The following is a 15,742-nucleotide window of genomic DNA, read 5'->3' as shown; positions in this document are numbered from 1 at the left end:
CGCGGTCTTGTCCAGGGCTGGACACCACCCACCCGCCCAGCGTGCCAGGATTGGGATATGTCAGACGGTCACGGTCCCACGTCAGAGAGGCCTACAGGCTGGGCCGCGGAGCAACCCCCGCCCTACGGCGCGCCTCCGGCATCGCCGTGGACCGCCCCCGCCGGTGCACAGCAGCAGCCCTCCGGCCCTTCGTTCGCGCCCCCGGAGGGCGGGCAACCGTCCTTCGGGCAACCGTCCTTCACGCCGCTCGCCCCTCCGCCCTACGGGCATCCGCCCTATGCCCCGGCGCTGCGGCCCGGCATCATCCCCCTGCGGCCGCTCGCTCTGGGCGACATCTACGACGGCACGATCAAGATGATCCGCGCCAACCCGAAGGCCGTGCTCGGCCTGTCGGCGATCGCGGCCCTGCTCGTCGCCATCCCGGTGGCCGTCGGGCAGGGCTTCGTGTTCGGGGCCATGACCCCGTACCTGGACGAGTCCACCGCCTTCGGCGCGGGGGACCCGGCCCTCACCTCCGGCTCGCTCGTGGCCCAGCTCGCCGGCTCGCTCGTCTCGGCGGCGATCAGCTTCGTCGCGGTGACCGTGCTGACCGGGGTGCTGACGCGCATCCTCGGCCGGTCCGTGTTCGGGGGCAGGATCACCGCTCAGGAGGCGTGGCGGACGACCAAGAGCAGGCTGCCCGCCCTGTTCGGCGTGGTCGCGCTGCAGGGTCTCATCATGCTGGTCCCGGCGGCCGTGACGGTCGCGGTGCTCGCGGTCGCCATCACGGCGGGCGTCTCGGCCGGGGCGACCGTCGCGCTGTTCCTGCTGATGTTCCTGGTCTCCTTGGCGTACGTGCTGTTCTTCCGTGCGCGCTTCGCCTTCGCGCCGGCCGCCGTGGTGCTGGAGGGCAGAGGGCCGATCGACGCGATGCGCCGCTCGTGGAACCTGGTGACCGGCCAGTTCTGGCGCGTCCTGGGCATCCTGGTGCTCACCATGCTCATCGTCGGGCTGATCGCGGCCGTCCTGCAGCTGCCGTTCACCATCGCCGGATCCCTCATCGGCATCCTGGGCGAGGGGTCGGTGGGATCGGTCGTGATCAGCTCCGTCCTGATCGCCGTCGCCGGCATGCTCGGCGCCATGCTCACCTACCCGCTGGAGGCGGGCGTCTCCGGGCTCCTGTACGCGGACCGCCGCATGCGGTCCGAGGCCTTCGACCTCGTCCTGCAGACGGCGGCCATCGAGCAGCAGCGACAGGGCTGGGTGCCCACCTCGGCCGACGAGCTGTGGCACCCGTCCCACTCCGCCCGGTCGTGAGCCCGATCGACAGGGAGGACGCCGCCTGGGGCGCGGCGCGCGAACTCCTCAAACCCCAGTACGCGCAGGAGTCGCTGTTCGACCGGTTGACGCGCCACTTCGACCAGTTCGTCGGCGACCTGCTGGACATGACCGCCGGCGGCGGGGCCGCGGGCGGCGTCCTGGCGGCGATCGTCATCCTGCTGCTGCTCGTGGGCACCGCCCTGCTGGTCGCCCGGCAGATCCGCCGCTCCAGCCGGCGCCGGGCCGGGCCCGGCGAGCTGTTCGACGTGCGGCGGCTGACCGCGGCCGAGCACCGGGAGGCGGCCGAGCGGTTCGCCGCCGAGAGCCGCTGGACCGAGGCCGTCCAGGAGCGGATGCGGGCCATCGCCCGTGACCTGGAGGAGCGCGCCCTGGTCGACGGGATGCCGGGCCGCACCGCCGACGAGCTCGCCGCCGAGGCCGGCCTGGCGCTCCCGCCCTTCGCCGCCGACCTGACGGCGGCGGCCCGCTCCTTCGACGACGTCACCTACGGCGGCGTCCCCGGCACCCCCGCGGCCTACACGTCCATGGCCACGCTGGACACCCGGCTCGCGGCCGCCCGCCCGGCCTCCCTGGGCGCCGCCTCATGACCACGCCGCAGGAGGCTCCGCCGGCGGCCGGGAGCGGGTCGGCGCCGACGTCGCCGACCCTGAGGTCGATGTGGCGGGGCGGCCGGCTCATCGCGCTGCTCGGCCTGATCGTCGTGGCGATCGCCGCGCTCACCACGCTGCTCGGCCCCGAGCCGCGCCAGGAGCGCTTCCTCGATCCCGACGACACCTCGCTGCGCGGCTCCAAGGCTCTGGCGGAGCTGCTGCGGGTCAGAGGCGTCACGGTGGACCGGGTCGACTCCGTGGAGAAGGCCAGGGCGCTGGGCGGCGACCGGCTGCTGTTCGCCTCCGACACCCTGTACCTCGCCACGGACCAACTGGCGGACCTTCCCGGTGACCGGCTGCTCGTCGGCCCGTTCGACCTGGAGCAGCTCGGGCCCGGTGTAGAGCCGGTGCCGGAGCCCGTGCGGGAGCGCTCGCGCGCGCCCGAATGCGCGCTGCCGGCCGCGGTCGCCGCCGGGAGCGCGTTCATCGGCGGGATCGCGTTCGAGCTCCCCGGGGGCGGCACCGGCTGCTACCCGTCGCGCGAGGGCTGGACGCTGGTCACCCACACCGCCCCGACCGGCACCACCACGGTCGTCGGCAGCGGCTCCTTCATGACGAACCTGCGCCTGGCCGAGGACGGCAACGCCGCGCTGGCCATCAACCTGCTCGACACCGGCAAGCCCGTCACCTGGCTGGTGCGCCCCGAGGCGCCGGCCCCCGGTGACCTGGCGGGCGCCGATGGCCGGTCGCTGTACGACCTGATGCCGGCCGGCGTCGGCTGGTCGCTGCTCATGGCGGTCGTGACGGTCGTGCTGGTCGCGTTCTGGCGGGGCAGGCGGCTCGGGCCGGTCGTAGTGGAACGGCTGCCGGTCGTGGTGCGGGCCGCCGAGACCGTGGAGGGCCGCGGCAGGCTCTACCGTGCCAGGAAGGCCAGGGCCAGGGCCGCCGGAGCGCTGCGGGCCGGCGCGCTCGACCGGCTGATCCCGCGGCTCGGGCTGGGGCGGGGCGCGAGCGGCCACGAAGTGGTGGCGGCGATCGCCGCCCGCACGGACGAGGACCCCCGGCAGGTGGGCGACGCGCTGTACGGCCCGCCGCCGGAGAACGACGAAGGGCTGGTCGCCCTGGCCGGATACGTTGAGCACATCGAAAGGAAGGTCAGTGAGCTCTGAGCATTTCGCCGGAGTGGCGGCCCCCGCGGACGCGGCCAGGGAGGCGCTGGGCGCGCTCCGCGCCGAGGTGTCCAAGGCCGTGGTCGGGCAGGACGCGGTGGTGACCGGGCTGGTCATCGCCCTGCTGTGCCGGGGTCACGTGCTGCTTGAGGGCGTGCCTGGCGTGGCCAAGACGCTGCTGGTGCGTACCCTCGCCGCGGCGCTGGCGCTGGATTCCAAGCGGCTGCAGTTCACCCCCGACCTGATGCCGGGTGACGTCACCGGCTCGCTGATCTACGACGCCAGGACCGCGGAGTTCGAGTTCCGCGAGGGCCCGGTGTTCACGAACCTGCTGCTCGCCGACGAGATCAACCGGACCCCGCCGAAGACGCAGGCGGCGCTGCTGGAGGCGATGGAGGAACGGCAGGTCAGCGTGGAGGGCGCGGCCAGGAAGCTGCCCGACCCGTTCGTGGTGTGCGCCACGCAGAACCCCGTCGAGTACGAGGGCACCTACCAGCTCCCCGAGGCCCAGCTGGACCGGTTCCTGGTGAAGCTGACGGTGCCGCTGCCGCCGCGTGAGGAGGAGATCGCGGTGCTGGAGCGGCACGCGTCCGGCTTCGACCCGCGCGACCTGTCGGAGATCAAGCCGGTGGCGACGGCCGCCGACCTGGCGGCGGGCCGCGAGGCGGTGGCGCGGGTGCACGTCGCCCCCGAGGTGCTCGGCTACATCGTGGACGTCGCCCGCGCCACGCGGAACTCGCCGTCGCTCCAGCTCGGCGTCTCACCGCGCGGGGCGACCGCGCTGCTGGCCGCCTCGCGCGCGTGGGCGTGGCTGTCGGGCCGCGCCTACGTGACGCCCGACGACGTGAAGGCGCTGGCCAGGCCCGCGCTCCGGCACCGCGTCCAGCTGCGGCCGGAGGCGGAGCTGGAGGGCGCGACCGCCGACGGCCTGCTCGACGGCATCCTCGCCTCGGTCCCGGTCCCGCGGTGACGGCCCGCCGATGGCTCTGACGGGACGCGCCGGGCTGGTCGCGGCGCTCGGGATCGTGGTGGTGCTGTTCGCGCCCCAGCCCGGTCCGGCGCTGGCCGGAGTGTGCCTGCTGCTGGCCGCCGGCATCCTCGTGGACCTGGTCCTCGCGGGCGCGGTGCGGCCGCTGCGCTTTCACCGGTCGGGTGAGCGGCTGGTGCGGCTCGGCGAGAGCACGACGGTGGAGCTGACGGTCGAGAACCCCGGCGGCAGGCGGGTGCGCGGCGTGCTGCGCGACGCCTGGCAGCCGTCGGCCGGGGCGGCGCCGCGTGAGGCGCCGCTGGACGTGCCGGCCGGCGAGCGCCGCAAGGTGGTGGTGACGCTCACCCCGGCCAGGCGCGGCGACCGCGAGTCGGTGGCGGTGGCCGTGCGCTCGCTCGGGCCGCTGGGGCTGGCCGCCCGCCAGGGCAGCCACCGCTCCCCATGGACGGTGCGGGTGCTGCCGCCGTTCCTGTCGCGCAAGCACCTGCCGGCCCGGCTGGCCAGGCTGCGCGAGCTGGACGGCCGGCATCCCGCGCTGGTGCGCGGGCAGGGCACCGAGTTCGACTCGCTGCGCGAGTACGTGGCCGGCGACGACGTGCGCTCGATCGACTGGCGCGCCACCGCGCGCCGGCACGACGTGGTGGTCCGCACCTGGCGGCCGGAGCGCGACCGCCGGGTGCTGATCGTGCTCGACACCGGCCGCACCTCGGCGGGCCGGGTCGGCGCGGCGCCGATCCCGCTGGCCGGGGCGGTCCCGAAGGGCCCGGCCGGACAGCCGGCGCGTCCCGAGCCCGGATGGCCGAGGCTGGACTGGTCGATGGACGCGGCCCTGCTGCTGGCCGCCCTCGCCGCCAGGGCCGGCGACCGGGTGGACCTCCTGGCCTACGACCGGTCGGTGCGGACCTGGGTGAGCGGCGCATCCCGCACGGAGCTGCTGTCGTCGCTGGTCAACGCGATGGCGCCGATCGAGGCCGAGCTGGTCGAGGCCGACGCGCAGGGCATGGTGGCGGCGATCCTGGCCCGCGCCAAGCGGCGCTGCCTGGTCGTGCTCCTCACCGACCTGAACGCGGCCGCGATGGACGAGGGCCTGATGCCGGTGCTGCCGCAGCTCTCCTCCCGTCACCTGGTGCTGGTGGCCGGCGTGTCGGACCCGAGGGTGGCGGCGATGGCCGCCGGGCGCGGCACGGCCGAGGAGGTGTACGACGCGGCGGCGGCCGAGCACGCCCGGCTGGAACGCAGGCGGATCACGGCCAGGCTGCGCCGCCACGGCGTCGAGGTGGTCGACGCGCCGCCCGACGACCTCGCGCCCGCGCTGGCCGACCACTACCTGGCCCTGAAGGCGGCCGGGCGGCTCTAGACGCTCGGGGCGACGTCGGGGGCGTCCTCCAAATCGCCGGTCTGCCCGTCGCGGGTCGCGCGGCGTCCGAGCACGATCACGTACACGAGGAAGACCACCTCGGCGAACACCCCGATGCCGACGCGGGCCGCGGTGGGCAGCCCGGACGGGGTGACGAACCCCTCGATCAGCCCCGACAGGAACAGCACCACGATGAGGCCGAGCCCGACCGCCATGACCGCCCGGCCCTCTTCGGCCAGGGCCTCGACGCGCCGGCGCGTGCCGGGCGCGATGACGGCCCAGCCGAGCCGCATGCCGGCGGCCGCGGCCAGGAACACGCCGGTGAGCTCCAGCAGGCCGTGCGGGGTGATGAGGCCGAAGAAGATGTCGAGCTTGTCCCTGGAGGCCATGAGGCCGCCGGAGACGCCGACGTTGGCGGCGTTCTGCCACAGGACGTAGGGGATCGGCAGGCCGAGCACGGCGGCGTACGCGATGACCTGGAACGACACCCACGCGTTGTTGACCCACACGTGAGTGGCGAAGGAGGCCGCGGGGTTCTCCGAGTAGTAGTCGGCGAAGTCGTGCTCGACCAGCTGGGTGATCTCCTCCTCGGTGGCGATCACCGCCTGCACCTGGGGGTCGCCGGCCACCCAGGCGCCGACCACCCAGGCCACGGCCACGAACGCCAGCGAGGTGGCCAGCCACCACCAGCGCGTCCGGTAGGCCACCGCGGGGAAGGAGACCGTGAAGAAGCGCACCACCTCCCGCCAGGCGGGGCTGCGGGCGCCGGTGACGGCCGAGCGGGCCTTGGCGACCAGCGCGGACAGCCTTCCGGCCAGCATCGCGTCGGAGGAGGAGGAACGGACGATCGACAGATGGGTGGACACCCGCTGGTAGAGCTCGACGAGCTCGTCCACCTCGGCCCCCGTCAAGGAGGAGCGATGCTTGACGAGGTGGTCCAGCCGGTCCCAGGTCGGGCGGTGGGCCGAGACGAACGCGTCGATGTCCACAGAGACCATTGTGGCCGCTCACGGGGACGGTCATTGCCGTTAGGCTCCACTTATGTCAGAGGTTGTGACCGGCGATGCCGTCGTCCTCGAGGTACGGGTCGCGCAGTTCCCCTCGCGTGCCGTGGCCCTTCTCATCGACGTCCTCGTTCAGCTGGTGCTGCAGGCGGCGGGCTTCTACGCGTTGCGGCCGTTCGCGGACTTCACCGACGTGTCGATGCTCACGGTCATGGCCATCGGGATCTCGGTGCTCGTCCTGGTCGGCTACCCGGTGGCGGTCGAGTCGCTGACGCGGGGGCGCAGCCTCGGCAAGCTGATCCTCGGGCTGCGCGTGGTGAGCGACGACGGCGGCCCTGAGCGGTTCCGGCAGGCGCTGGTCCGCGGGGTGACGGGGGTGGTGGAGATCTGGGCGTTCTTCGGGGCGCCGGCGCTGATCTCCTCGCTCATCTCGCCGCAGGGCAAGCGGGTGGGCGACCTGTTCGCCGGGACGATCGTGATCTCGGAGCGGGTGCCGCGGAGCCGCGCCGACGCCGTCGTGATGCCGCCGCAGCTCGCGCACTGGGCGGCGTCCCTGGAGCTGTCGCAGCTGCCGGAGGAGGTGGCGGCGGCTGCCAGGCAGTACCTCACCCGCTGGCATGACCTGTCGCCGCAGATCCAGTACGAGATGGGGATGCGGATCGCCACCCAGACGGCGTCGTACGTGTCGCCCGCCGCGCCGGCGGGCGTGCCGCCGCACGCCTACCTCAGCGCCGTCCTGGCCGAGCGCCGCCGTCGCGACCAGGCCAGGCTGATGCGCCACGCCGCCCCCGCCCCGCAGGCTCCCCACGGGCCGGCGCAGGCTCCGCCGCCTCCTCAGGGCCCGCCTCCTCAGGGCCCGCCTCCTCAGGGCCCGCCGGTCCCCGCGCCTCCCCCGCGGCTCTCCCCGGAGACCCGCGGCGACGCACCCGGCGGCTTCGCCCCGCCGCGGTAGGACGCCGACACGAGGGCGCCGGCCCCGGGAAGGTTCCCGGAGCCGGCGCGGAAGGAAGGTCGGTCCTCGTCGTGGTCGAGCCCCGGTCCTACTCGCGGTAGGACTGCTGGGTCTGCACGTTGAGGATGTCGGACTTCACGCCGTTGGCCTTGTTGGTCAGCGGGTCGTTGATCTTGAGGACGTCGAGGCCGTTGTCGAAGTCGGCCGCGTACACGTACCCGTTGTAGTAGTACGCCGACCAGACGCCGCCGCCGCTGCCGTCGGCCTTCGGGCCGCGCTCGAAGTAGCCGAACTCGCGCGGGCTGGTCGGGTCGGTGAAGTCGAGGAACGAGACGCCGCCCATGTACCAGGCCTGGACCATGATGTTCTTGCCCTTGACCGGGATCAGCGAGCCGTTGTGCGCCACGCAGTTCTCGGTGTCGGCCTGGTGCCTCGGGATCTTGAAGTAGCTCTGGAAGACGAGCTCGCCGCGGTCGATGCGGTAGATGGCGTTCGCGCCGCGGTTCGGCCCGACCGCCTCGTTGCAGGTGGCCGCGCCGCCGCCGCCGAGCTCGTCGGTGAACAGCACGGTCTTGGCGTCGTTGGTGAAGGTCGCCGAGTGCCAGAACGCGAAGTTCTCGTCGGTCATCCTGGCGGTCACCCGCGGGTTGACCCGGTCACGGATGTCGAACAGCACGCCGTCACCCATGCAGGCGCCGGCCGCGATGTCCTTCTCCGCGTAGACGGTGATGTCGTGGCAGCCGGTGGTGGGCACGAGCAGCCCCGGCTGGGTCTCGTTGCCGCCGTCGGGGAAGACGACCGGCGTGGCGGCCACGTGCGCCTGCGTCGGGTTGCGCAGCGGAACCTTGATGATGGAGATCTTGTCGTGCGGCGGCTGGCAGTCGGGCAGGTTGGCCGCCGGCAGGTACGAGGAGACGTAGACGTAGACGTTCTGGTCCCGGTCGCGGCCCTTGCCGGGCACCAGCGTCAGGGTGTGGGAGCCGCAGTCGGTCTCGACCGACTTGATGTAGCGCGGGTTGCGCTTGTCCCGGATGTCGAAGATCCGGACGCCCTCCCACGACTCCTTGATCGCGGCGCTCTGCCCGGTGCTGTTGCACGAGTCGTCGCTGCGGGAGTTGTCGACGGCGGCGAACAGCAGGTCGCCGTAGACGCTGAGGTCCATCTGGCTGCCGGGGCAGACGACCGAGCTGACGACCTTGGCCTTCTTGGGGTTCTTGATGTCGTAGATCGAGAAGCCGCCGTAGTTGCCGACGTAGGCGTAGTCGCCCTGGAAGGCGATGTCGGTGTTGATGGTGCCGGCCAGAGGCGCGGGCTTGGGGATGTTGAGCACGTGGCTCACGTTCGGGCTGGTGACGACCGTGTCCGCGGGGGGGATGTCACTGGCGGTCGCCGGTAAAGCCGTCAGGCCGAGGGCGAGGCCGGCGCCGGCTGCGAGCAGCGCGCGGAGCGTGCGGGTCATATAGGGGTGCCTCCTTGGTCTCATGTGTCACATGCCGAAGGCGGCGGGGCCTCGGTGAGGTCCCGCCGCCGTCGGTGATCAGTGGTTGCGCCCGTGGTCCCGGTAGGACGCCTGGGTCTGGGCGTTGAGGATGTCGAACTTCACGCCGTTGGCCTTGTTGGTCCGCGGGTCGTTGATCTTGAGGACGTCGAGTCCCAGGTTGAAGTCCGAGCCGTAGATGTAGCCGTTGTAGTAGTAGGCCGACCAGTGGCCGCCGCTGAGCGGGTTCGGCGCGTCGGGGCCGCGCTCGAAGAAGGCGATCTCCTGGGCGTTGCCCGGGTCGGTGAAGTCCACGACCGAGATGCCGCCCTGGTACCAGGCCTGGACCATGATGTCCTTGCCCTTGACCGGGATCAGCGAGCCGTTGTGGGCCACGCAGTTCTCGGTGTCGGCCTGGTGCCTCGGGATCTTGAAGTAGCCGCGGAAGCTCATCTGACCGTCGGCGCCGATGTCGTAGTAGGCGTTGGCGCCGCGGTTCGGGCCGATGGCCTCGTTGCAGGTCGCCCTGGTGCCGCCGCCGAGCTCGTCGGTGAAGATCACCCGCGTGGCGTCGTTGTTGAAGGTGGCGGAGTGCCAGAAGGCGAAGTTGACCTCGTCACGGACGGTCGCGGTGACCCTCGGGTTCTCCGGGTCGCTGATGTCCATGAGGATGCCCTCACCCATGCAGGCGCCCGCGGCGATGCCCTTCTCCGGGTAGGCGGTGATGTCGTGGCAGCCGGTGGTGGCCGACTTGCCGTTGGGGTACGAGCCCGGCACGCCGGGGAAGCCGCCGTCGGGGAACAGGTTCGGCGTGGCGATGACCGAGGCCGAGCCCGGGTCCTTCACCGGCACCTTGATGATCGAAATCAGGTCGTGCGGCGTCTTGCAGTCGGGGAAGGCGTCGTTCGGGCCGTACGAGGAGATGTAGATGTAGACGTTCTTGCCCCTGCGGTCGGGGACGAGCGTGTGGGTGTGGGAGCCGCAGTTCGTCTCGACGGACTTGATGTAGCGCGGGTTGCGCTTGTCGCGGACGTCGAAGATCCGCATGCCCTCCCACGACTCCTTCACGGCCGCGCTCTGGCCGGTGCTGTTGCAGGAGTCGTCGTTGCGGGAGGAGTCGACGGAGCCGAAGACCAGGTCACCGTAGACGCTGATGTCCATCTGGCCGCCGGGGCAGACCACGGAGCTGACGACCTTGGTCTTCTTCGGGTTCTTGATGTCGTAGATCGAGAAGCCGTAGTAGTTGCCTACGTAGGCATAGTCACCCTGGAAGGCCATGTCCGTGTTGATGTCGGCGAGGGCCTCGGGCTTGGGCACCGTGGTGACGTGCGTGATGTTCGGGCTCTTGACGATCTCGCCGGGAGCCGGGATGTCCGCAGCGTGCGCGGGGAGACCTGCCATGGCTAGTGCGATGGCGGCACCCGCGAGGACTAGGAACCTGCGGGGGGAGTGCACGGAGAGATCCTCCTATAAAGGGTATATAAGTGGTCAAATCTTCACTCTTCGAGACCTCCCGAGACCAGCTTTCAGACTGTCAAATGTTCGAGCACTGTGCTCTCTGTAAACGATCACCCATTTCTCCTAGAATGCGACGTTCGTACCAGAACTTCAGGAGGCTGAGTGCGCCTCGCGCTCGTCATCGTCACCGCCGCCCTCACGGTGACCACCATGTCCGGCTGCGCGTCCGAGACCCCGGCGCCGCGCGCCGACTCGACCGCTCCCGTGATCGCCCCGGGCAAGCCCGGTGAGGAGGCCAGGACCCTCGCCCCGGACGAGGCCGTCAGCGCCGTCCCCCAGGCCACAGCGAACGCGGCGGACATCGCCTACGTGCAGGACATGATCGTCCATCACCAGCAGGCGCTCGACATGGCCATCCTGGCGCCGAGCCGGGCGGAGTCGGCCAAGCTCAAGAGCCTGGCGTCGCGGATCAAGGACAGCCAGGGGCCCGAGATCCAGTGGATGCGGACCTGGCTGCAGCAGCAGGGCCAGCGGCTGCCCGACCATCACGGCGCGCACGAGGGCATGGCCGGCATGGCCACCCCCGAGGAGATGGAACAGCTGAAGGCGGCCTCGGGCCAGGCGTTCGACCGGCTGTTCCTGGAGCTGATGATCAAGCACCACGAGGGCGCCATCGAGATGTCCACCCAGGTGCTGAAGGGCGGCTCCCACCTGCGCATCGAGGAGCTGGCCAACGACGTGGGCGTCACCCAGCTCTCCGAGATCCGGCGGATGCGCGAGATGCAGGCGGCAGGCTAGGAGCCGCTGCGCCACGAGCGGAGGTAGGCCTCCTGGTCGCCGGTGAGCGCGTCGATGCCGATGCCGGCGGCCGCCAGCTTGAGCCTGGCCACCTCCTGGTCGATCTCCTCCGGCACGTCGTACACGCCCGGCTCCAGCCCCGTCCGCTCGCGGGCGAGCCAGGCGACGGCGAGCGCCTGCGCGGAGAACGACATGTCCATCACGGCCGCGGGATGGCCCTCCGCGGCCGTGAGGTTGACCACGCGGCCCTCGGCCAGCAGCAGCAGGCGGCGGCCGTCGGGCAGCACGTACTCGTCGGTGTTGGGGCGGATCCCGCGGCGCACCTCGCCGGCCAGCTCGTCCAGCGCCCGCACGTCGATCTCCACGTCGAAGTGGCCGGCGTTGGCCAGGATCGCCCCGTCCTTCATGGCCGCGGCATGCTCGGCCGTGATCACGTCGCGGTTGCCGGTGACCGTGATGAACAGGTCGCCCGCCGGAGCGGCCCGCTCCATCGTGCGCACCTCGTACCCCTGGAGGGTCGCGTCGAGGGCCTTGACCGCGTCGATCTCCGTAACGATCACCCGGGCGCCCAGTCCCCTGGCCCGCTCGGCCACCCCGCGCCCGCAGTAGCCGAACCCCGCGACCACGACCGTGCGCCCGGCCAGCATGGTGTTGGTGGCCCGCATGATGCCGTCGAAGGTCGACTGGCCGGTGCCGTAGCGGTTGTCGAACATCCGCTTGGTCCGGGTGTCGTTGACCGCCACCACGGGGAAGCGCAGCGCCCCCTCAGCGGCCATCTGACGGAGCCTGATGATGCCGGTCGTGGTCTCCTCACACCCTCCGGACACCCCGTCGAGCAGGTCGGTCCGCTCGGTGTGGAGGATGTTGACCAGGTCGCAGCCGTCGTCGAGCACCAGGTCGGGCCGGACGTCGAGGGCCTGGTGGATATGACGGTAGTAGGTGGCCCGGTCGACGCCCGCCCTGGCGTGCACGGCCATCCCGTAGCCGCGCAGCGCCTCGGCCACGTCGTCCTGGGTCGACAGCGGGTTGGAGGCGGCCAGCGCGATCTCGGCGCCGCCCGCCTTGAGCGCCCCCATGAGCACCGCGGTCTCCGCCGTGACGTGCAGGCACGCGGCCACGCGCAGCCCGTCGAGCGGCCTTTCCGCGGCGAACCTCTCCCCCAGCGCGGTCAGCACCGGCATCGACCGGGCCGCCCACGAGATGTGCCGCTCCCCGCTCTCCCACAGTTCCATGCAAGCTCTCAGACACCAAGGCTCCGGAGGGGCGCCCACCCCTCCGGAGCGTCGAACACGCGGGAGATCAGTAGCGGTAGTGGTCGGACTTGTACGGGCCCTCGACGTGGACGCCGATGTAGGCCGCCTGCTCCTTGGTCAGCTGGGTGAGCTTTACGCCGAGGGCGTCGAGGTGCAGCCGGGCGACCTTCTCGTCGAGGTGCTTGGGCAGCGTGTAGACGCCGATCGGGTAGTCGGCCGTCTTGGTGAACAGCTCGATCTGCGCGATCACCTGGTTGGTGAAGGAGTTGGACATGACGAACGACGGGTGGCCGGTGGCGCAGCCGAGGTTCATCAGGCGGCCCTCGGCGAGCACGAGGATGGAGTGACCGTCGGGGAACACCCACTCGTCGACCTGCGGCTTGATGGTGCGCCGCTCGATGCCGGGGGTCTTGGCCAGGCCGGCCATGTCGATCTCGTTGTCGAAGTGGCCGATGTTGGACACGATCGCCTGGTGCTTCATCTGGGCCATGTGGTCGGCCCGGATGATGTTGAAGTTGCCGGTGGTGGTGACGAAGATGTCGGCGATGCCGACGACGTCCTCCAGCGTGGTGACCTGGAAGCCGTCCATCGCCGCCTGGAGCGCGCAGATCGGGTCGATCTCGGTGACGATGACCCGGGCGCCCTGGCCGCGCAGCGCGTCGGCGCAGCCCTTGCCGACGTCGCCGTAGCCGCACACCACGGCCACCTTGCCGCCGATGAGCACGTCGGTGGCGCGGTTGAGGCCGTCGATGACGGAGTGGCGGCAGCCGTACTTGTTGTCGAACTTGGACTTGGTGACCGAGTCGTTGACGTTGATCGCCGGGAACAGCAGCTGGCCGTTCTTGTGCATCTCGTACAGGCGGTGCACGCCGGTGGTCGTCTCCTCGGTGACGCCCTTGATGCCCTCGGCGATCCGGCTCCACCGCTTCTCGTCGGTGACCGTGCGCTTGAGCAGGTCGATGATGACGTGCCACTCCTCGGGGTCGTCACCGGTGGCCTCGGGGACGAAGCCCGCCTTCTCGTACTCGGCGCCCTTGTGGACCAGGAGCGTGGCGTCGCCGCCGTCGTCGAGGATCATGTTGGGGCCGTCGGCGCCGGGCCAGGCGAGCGCCTGCTCGGTGCACCACCAGTATTCCTCCAGCGTCTCGCCCTTCCAGGCGAACACGGGGACGCCCTTGGGGTCCTCGGGCGTGCCGTCGGGGCCGACGACCACCGCGGCGGCGGCGTGGTCCTGCGTGGAGAAGATGTTGCAGCTCACCCAGCGCACCTCGGCGCCGAGCGCGACCAGCGTCTCGATGAGGACGGCGGTCTGGATGGTCATGTGGAGCGAGCCCATGATCTTCGCGCCGCGGAGGGGCTGGGAGGCCGCGTACTCCTTGCGGATCGCCATGAGGCCGGGCATCTCGTGCTCGGCCAGCCGGATCTCCTTGCGGCCGAACTCGGCCAGTGACAGGTCGGAGACCTTGAAGTCCATCTGCTTTACCCCTCGCGTCATCGTGTGGTCGCCGACGAGTCTAGGCGGCCCTCAGGCGAGGTGGCACCCCGAGGACCCCGAAGTTGACGTAAGAATGTAAGAATGCGTATCACGGAAGCGGCCAAGCGGCTCGACATGTCACCCCGGATGCTCCGATACCGGGATTCCCTGGGGCTGCTGCCGCCCGTGCGCGAGCGGGGCGCGCACCGCCGCTTCGGCCCCGAGGAACTGGCCGCCGTGGCCCAGGCGGTGGAGCTGGAGAAACGGTTCGACGTCTCCCCCGCCGAGCTGGCGTTCGCGCTGCGCGCGCTGAGCGATCCTGGCGTCGCCGCGGCCGTGCGCGAGCTCGGCGTGCGCATCGGCCGCATCCAGGTGCCGCGCCGGGCGCTGGACTTCGAGAAGGAGAAGGCGTTGCGCCTGTTGCGAACCCGGCCCGCCGGGGATACGTCGAACAGGGCATGAAGGAGCTGCTGCTGGCCGCCATGCTGGCCGTCACCCCCGCGCAGACCACCGTGAACGTGAAGGTCTACTTCTCCCAAGGGCACGGCGTGCCCGGCAAGGTCGTGCCGGTCACCCGTACCTCCCCGCACGCCGGCGTCGCCCGGTTCGCCGTCGAGCAGCTCATCAAGGGCCCCACCGCCGCCGAACGGCGCCGGGGCCTGCACTCCGAGCTGACCGGCAAGCTCCGCGGCCGGTCCGACTGCGGCGCCGACTTCTCCCTCAAGATCCGCAAGGGCACCGCCACGCTCCGCTTCTGCCGCACGGTCTGGGGCGCCGGTGTCGGCTCCGACGCCCGCGCGCTCCGTACGATCGACAGGACGCTCAAGCAGTTCCCCACGGTCAAGAGGGTGGTGACGCTGGCCAGGGACGGCCGCTGCCTGTTCGACCAGACCGAGTCGGGCACGTCGTGCCTGACCGGGCGCGAGTGACCGGTCAGACCCTGCCGACCGCCTCCCGGTCGAGGTCCGGCTCCAGGTAGATCACGCGGGCGATCGGCACGGCCTCGCGGATGCGCCGCTCCGCCTCGTCGATGCCCGCGGCGATCTCCGGAGCGGTGTCGGAACGGGTCACCGCGATCTTCGCGGCCACCAGCAGCTCCTCCGGGCCGATGTGCAGCGTCTTCATGTGGATGACGCGGTCGACCTGCGGCGTGGCGTCCAGCGCGGCGCGGATGCGGGACTCCATCTCGGGGGCGGCGCTCTCGCCGAGCAGCAGCGACTTGGTCTCCACGGCCAGCACCACCGAGATGACGGCGAGCAGGAAACCGATCATCAGCGTGCCGACGGCGTCCCAGACGGGGTTGCCCGTCACCACGGCCATCGTCACGCCGAACAGCGCGAAGACCAGGCCGAGCAGCGCCCCGAGGTCCTCCAGCAGGATGACGGGCAGCTCGGGCGACTTGGACCGGCGGATGAACGCCATCCAGCTCTGGTCGCCGCGGACCGCGTTGGCCTCCTTGATGGCCGTGCGGAACGAGAAGATCTCGGCGATGATCGCGAAGATCAGGACGCCGAACGCCCACTGGGGCGAGCTGAGCGGCTCGGCGTGGGTCAGCTTGTGGTAGCCCTCGTACAGCGAGAACAGCGCGCCGATCGCGAACAGCACCACGGCCACCACGAACGCGTAGAAATAGCGCTCCCGCCCGTAGCCGAACGGATGCTCGCGGGTGCTGGCCCGTTTCGCTTTCCTGCCGCCCAGCAGCAGCAGTGCCTGGTTGCCGGAGTCGGCGACCGAGTGGATGCCCTCGGCCAGCATCGACGATGACCCCGTGAAGGCCGCCGCCACGAACTTCGCCACCGCAATGGACAGGTTGGCGGCCAGAGCCGCCAAGATCGCCTTGGTTCCGCCGCTCGCGCTCACCGGTCGTCTCCCGTCGTACGAACCCTTTTCAAGTCTGGACGG

15 protein-coding genes are annotated in these 15,742 nt (G+C 71.3%); 9 read left to right on the top strand and 6 right to left on the bottom strand.

Translation table 11 applies throughout. The features are described 5' to 3' along the window. The first annotated feature begins 57 nt into the window (after window positions 1–57). From ACQEUU_RS09125 to ACQEUU_RS09105, 5 genes are read left to right on the top strand one after another with little or no spacing between them, the layout of a single operon-like run. Window positions 58–1,296 (top strand): glycerophosphoryl diester phosphodiesterase membrane domain-containing protein, encoded by a 1,239-nt coding sequence (locus ACQEUU_RS09125; RefSeq protein ID WP_433062875.1) that lies wholly within the window; start codon window positions 58–60, stop codon window positions 1,294–1,296. Beyond that, on the top strand, window positions 1,293–1,907 hold the full coding sequence (locus ACQEUU_RS09120) for a DUF4129 domain-containing protein (protein WP_433062873.1): 615 nt from the start codon (window positions 1,293–1,295) through the stop codon (window positions 1,905–1,907). Before ACQEUU_RS09125 ends, ACQEUU_RS09120 begins: the two co-directional genes overlap by 4 nt. Further along, window positions 1,904–3,079 (top strand): DUF4350 domain-containing protein, encoded by a 1,176-nt coding sequence (locus ACQEUU_RS09115; protein WP_433062870.1) that lies wholly within the window; start codon window positions 1,904–1,906, stop codon window positions 3,077–3,079. The genes ACQEUU_RS09120 and ACQEUU_RS09115 overlap by 4 nt, the downstream gene beginning before the upstream one ends. Then, window positions 3,069–4,049, top strand: a complete 981-nt coding sequence (locus tag ACQEUU_RS09110; RefSeq protein ID WP_433062867.1) for an AAA family ATPase — start codon at window positions 3,069–3,071, stop codon at window positions 4,047–4,049. The genes ACQEUU_RS09115 and ACQEUU_RS09110 overlap by 11 nt, the downstream gene beginning before the upstream one ends. A gap of 10 nt (window positions 4,050–4,059) precedes the next feature. Then, a complete protein-coding gene (locus ACQEUU_RS09105) occupies window positions 4,060–5,424 on the top strand; it encodes a DUF58 domain-containing protein (RefSeq protein ID WP_433062864.1) in 1,365 nt (454 codons plus the stop codon). Here ACQEUU_RS09105 and ACQEUU_RS09100 read toward each other — a convergent pair. Further along, complete coding sequence (locus tag ACQEUU_RS09100; protein WP_433062861.1) at window positions 5,421–6,413, bottom strand: stage II sporulation protein M; 993 nt, start codon at window positions 6,411–6,413, stop codon at window positions 5,421–5,423. The genes ACQEUU_RS09105 and ACQEUU_RS09100 overlap by 4 nt on opposite strands. Before the next feature lie 52 nt (window positions 6,414–6,465). On the opposite strand from ACQEUU_RS09100, the gene ACQEUU_RS09095 reads away from it, so the two are divergent. After that, window positions 6,466–7,380 carry an RDD family protein gene (locus ACQEUU_RS09095; protein WP_433062858.1) on the top strand — a complete coding sequence of 305 codons (915 nt, stop codon included), beginning with the start codon at window positions 6,466–6,468 and terminating at the stop codon, window positions 7,378–7,380. 88 nt (window positions 7,381–7,468) lie between these two features. Here the strand turns inward: ACQEUU_RS09095 and ACQEUU_RS09090 are convergent, their stop codons facing one another. Further along, on the bottom strand, window positions 7,469–8,839 hold the full coding sequence (locus ACQEUU_RS09090; protein ID WP_433062855.1) for an LVIVD repeat-containing protein: 1,371 nt from the start codon (window positions 8,837–8,839) through the stop codon (window positions 7,469–7,471). A gap of 78 nt (window positions 8,840–8,917) precedes the next feature. Further along, window positions 8,918–10,258 (bottom strand): LVIVD repeat-containing protein, encoded by a 1,341-nt coding sequence (locus tag ACQEUU_RS09085; protein WP_433062852.1) that lies wholly within the window; start codon window positions 10,256–10,258, stop codon window positions 8,918–8,920. A gap of 219 nt (window positions 10,259–10,477) precedes the next feature. Between ACQEUU_RS09085 and ACQEUU_RS09080 the strand changes: the two genes are divergently transcribed. After that, the gene (locus tag ACQEUU_RS09080) at window positions 10,478–11,113 is read left to right on the top strand and encodes a DUF305 domain-containing protein (RefSeq protein WP_433062849.1); all 636 of its coding nucleotides are present in this window, start codon (window positions 10,478–10,480) and stop codon (window positions 11,111–11,113) included. Here ACQEUU_RS09080 and ACQEUU_RS09075 read toward each other — a convergent pair. Both ACQEUU_RS09075 and ahcY read right to left on the bottom strand, forming a co-directional pair. Further along, window positions 11,110–12,345, bottom strand: a complete 1,236-nt coding sequence (locus tag ACQEUU_RS09075; protein WP_433062846.1) for an adenosylhomocysteinase — start codon at window positions 12,343–12,345, stop codon at window positions 11,110–11,112. The genes ACQEUU_RS09080 and ACQEUU_RS09075 overlap by 4 nt on opposite strands. 67 nt (window positions 12,346–12,412) lie before the next feature. Next, on the bottom strand, window positions 12,413–13,840 hold the full coding sequence (gene ahcY, locus ACQEUU_RS09070; RefSeq protein ID WP_433062844.1) for an adenosylhomocysteinase: 1,428 nt from the start codon (window positions 13,838–13,840) through the stop codon (window positions 12,413–12,415). Between the two features lie 102 nt (window positions 13,841–13,942). On the opposite strand from ahcY, the gene ACQEUU_RS09065 reads away from it, so the two are divergent. Both ACQEUU_RS09065 and ACQEUU_RS09060 read left to right on the top strand, forming a co-directional pair. Next, entirely contained in the window at window positions 13,943–14,302 is a 360-nt protein-coding gene (locus ACQEUU_RS09065) for a MerR family transcriptional regulator (RefSeq protein WP_270153587.1), read from the top strand. Then, window positions 14,299–14,769, top strand: a complete 471-nt coding sequence (locus tag ACQEUU_RS09060; RefSeq protein WP_433062840.1) for a GerMN domain-containing protein — start codon at window positions 14,299–14,301, stop codon at window positions 14,767–14,769. Before ACQEUU_RS09065 ends, ACQEUU_RS09060 begins: the two co-directional genes overlap by 4 nt. A gap of 4 nt (window positions 14,770–14,773) precedes the next feature. Here ACQEUU_RS09060 and ACQEUU_RS09055 read toward each other — a convergent pair whose 3' ends face one another. Next, window positions 14,774–15,700 (bottom strand): cation diffusion facilitator family transporter, encoded by a 927-nt coding sequence (locus ACQEUU_RS09055; protein ID WP_270153585.1) that lies wholly within the window; start codon window positions 15,698–15,700, stop codon window positions 14,774–14,776. Window positions 15,701–15,742: the final 42 nt, after the last annotated feature.

Source organism: Nonomuraea sp. CA-218870, assembly GCF_050936535.1.
GTDB lineage: Bacteria > Actinomycetota > Actinomycetes > Streptosporangiales > Streptosporangiaceae > Nonomuraea > Nonomuraea corallina.
The sequence above is the reverse complement of the archived record's forward strand: the minus strand, read 5'-3'. Positions and strand labels throughout refer to the sequence as shown.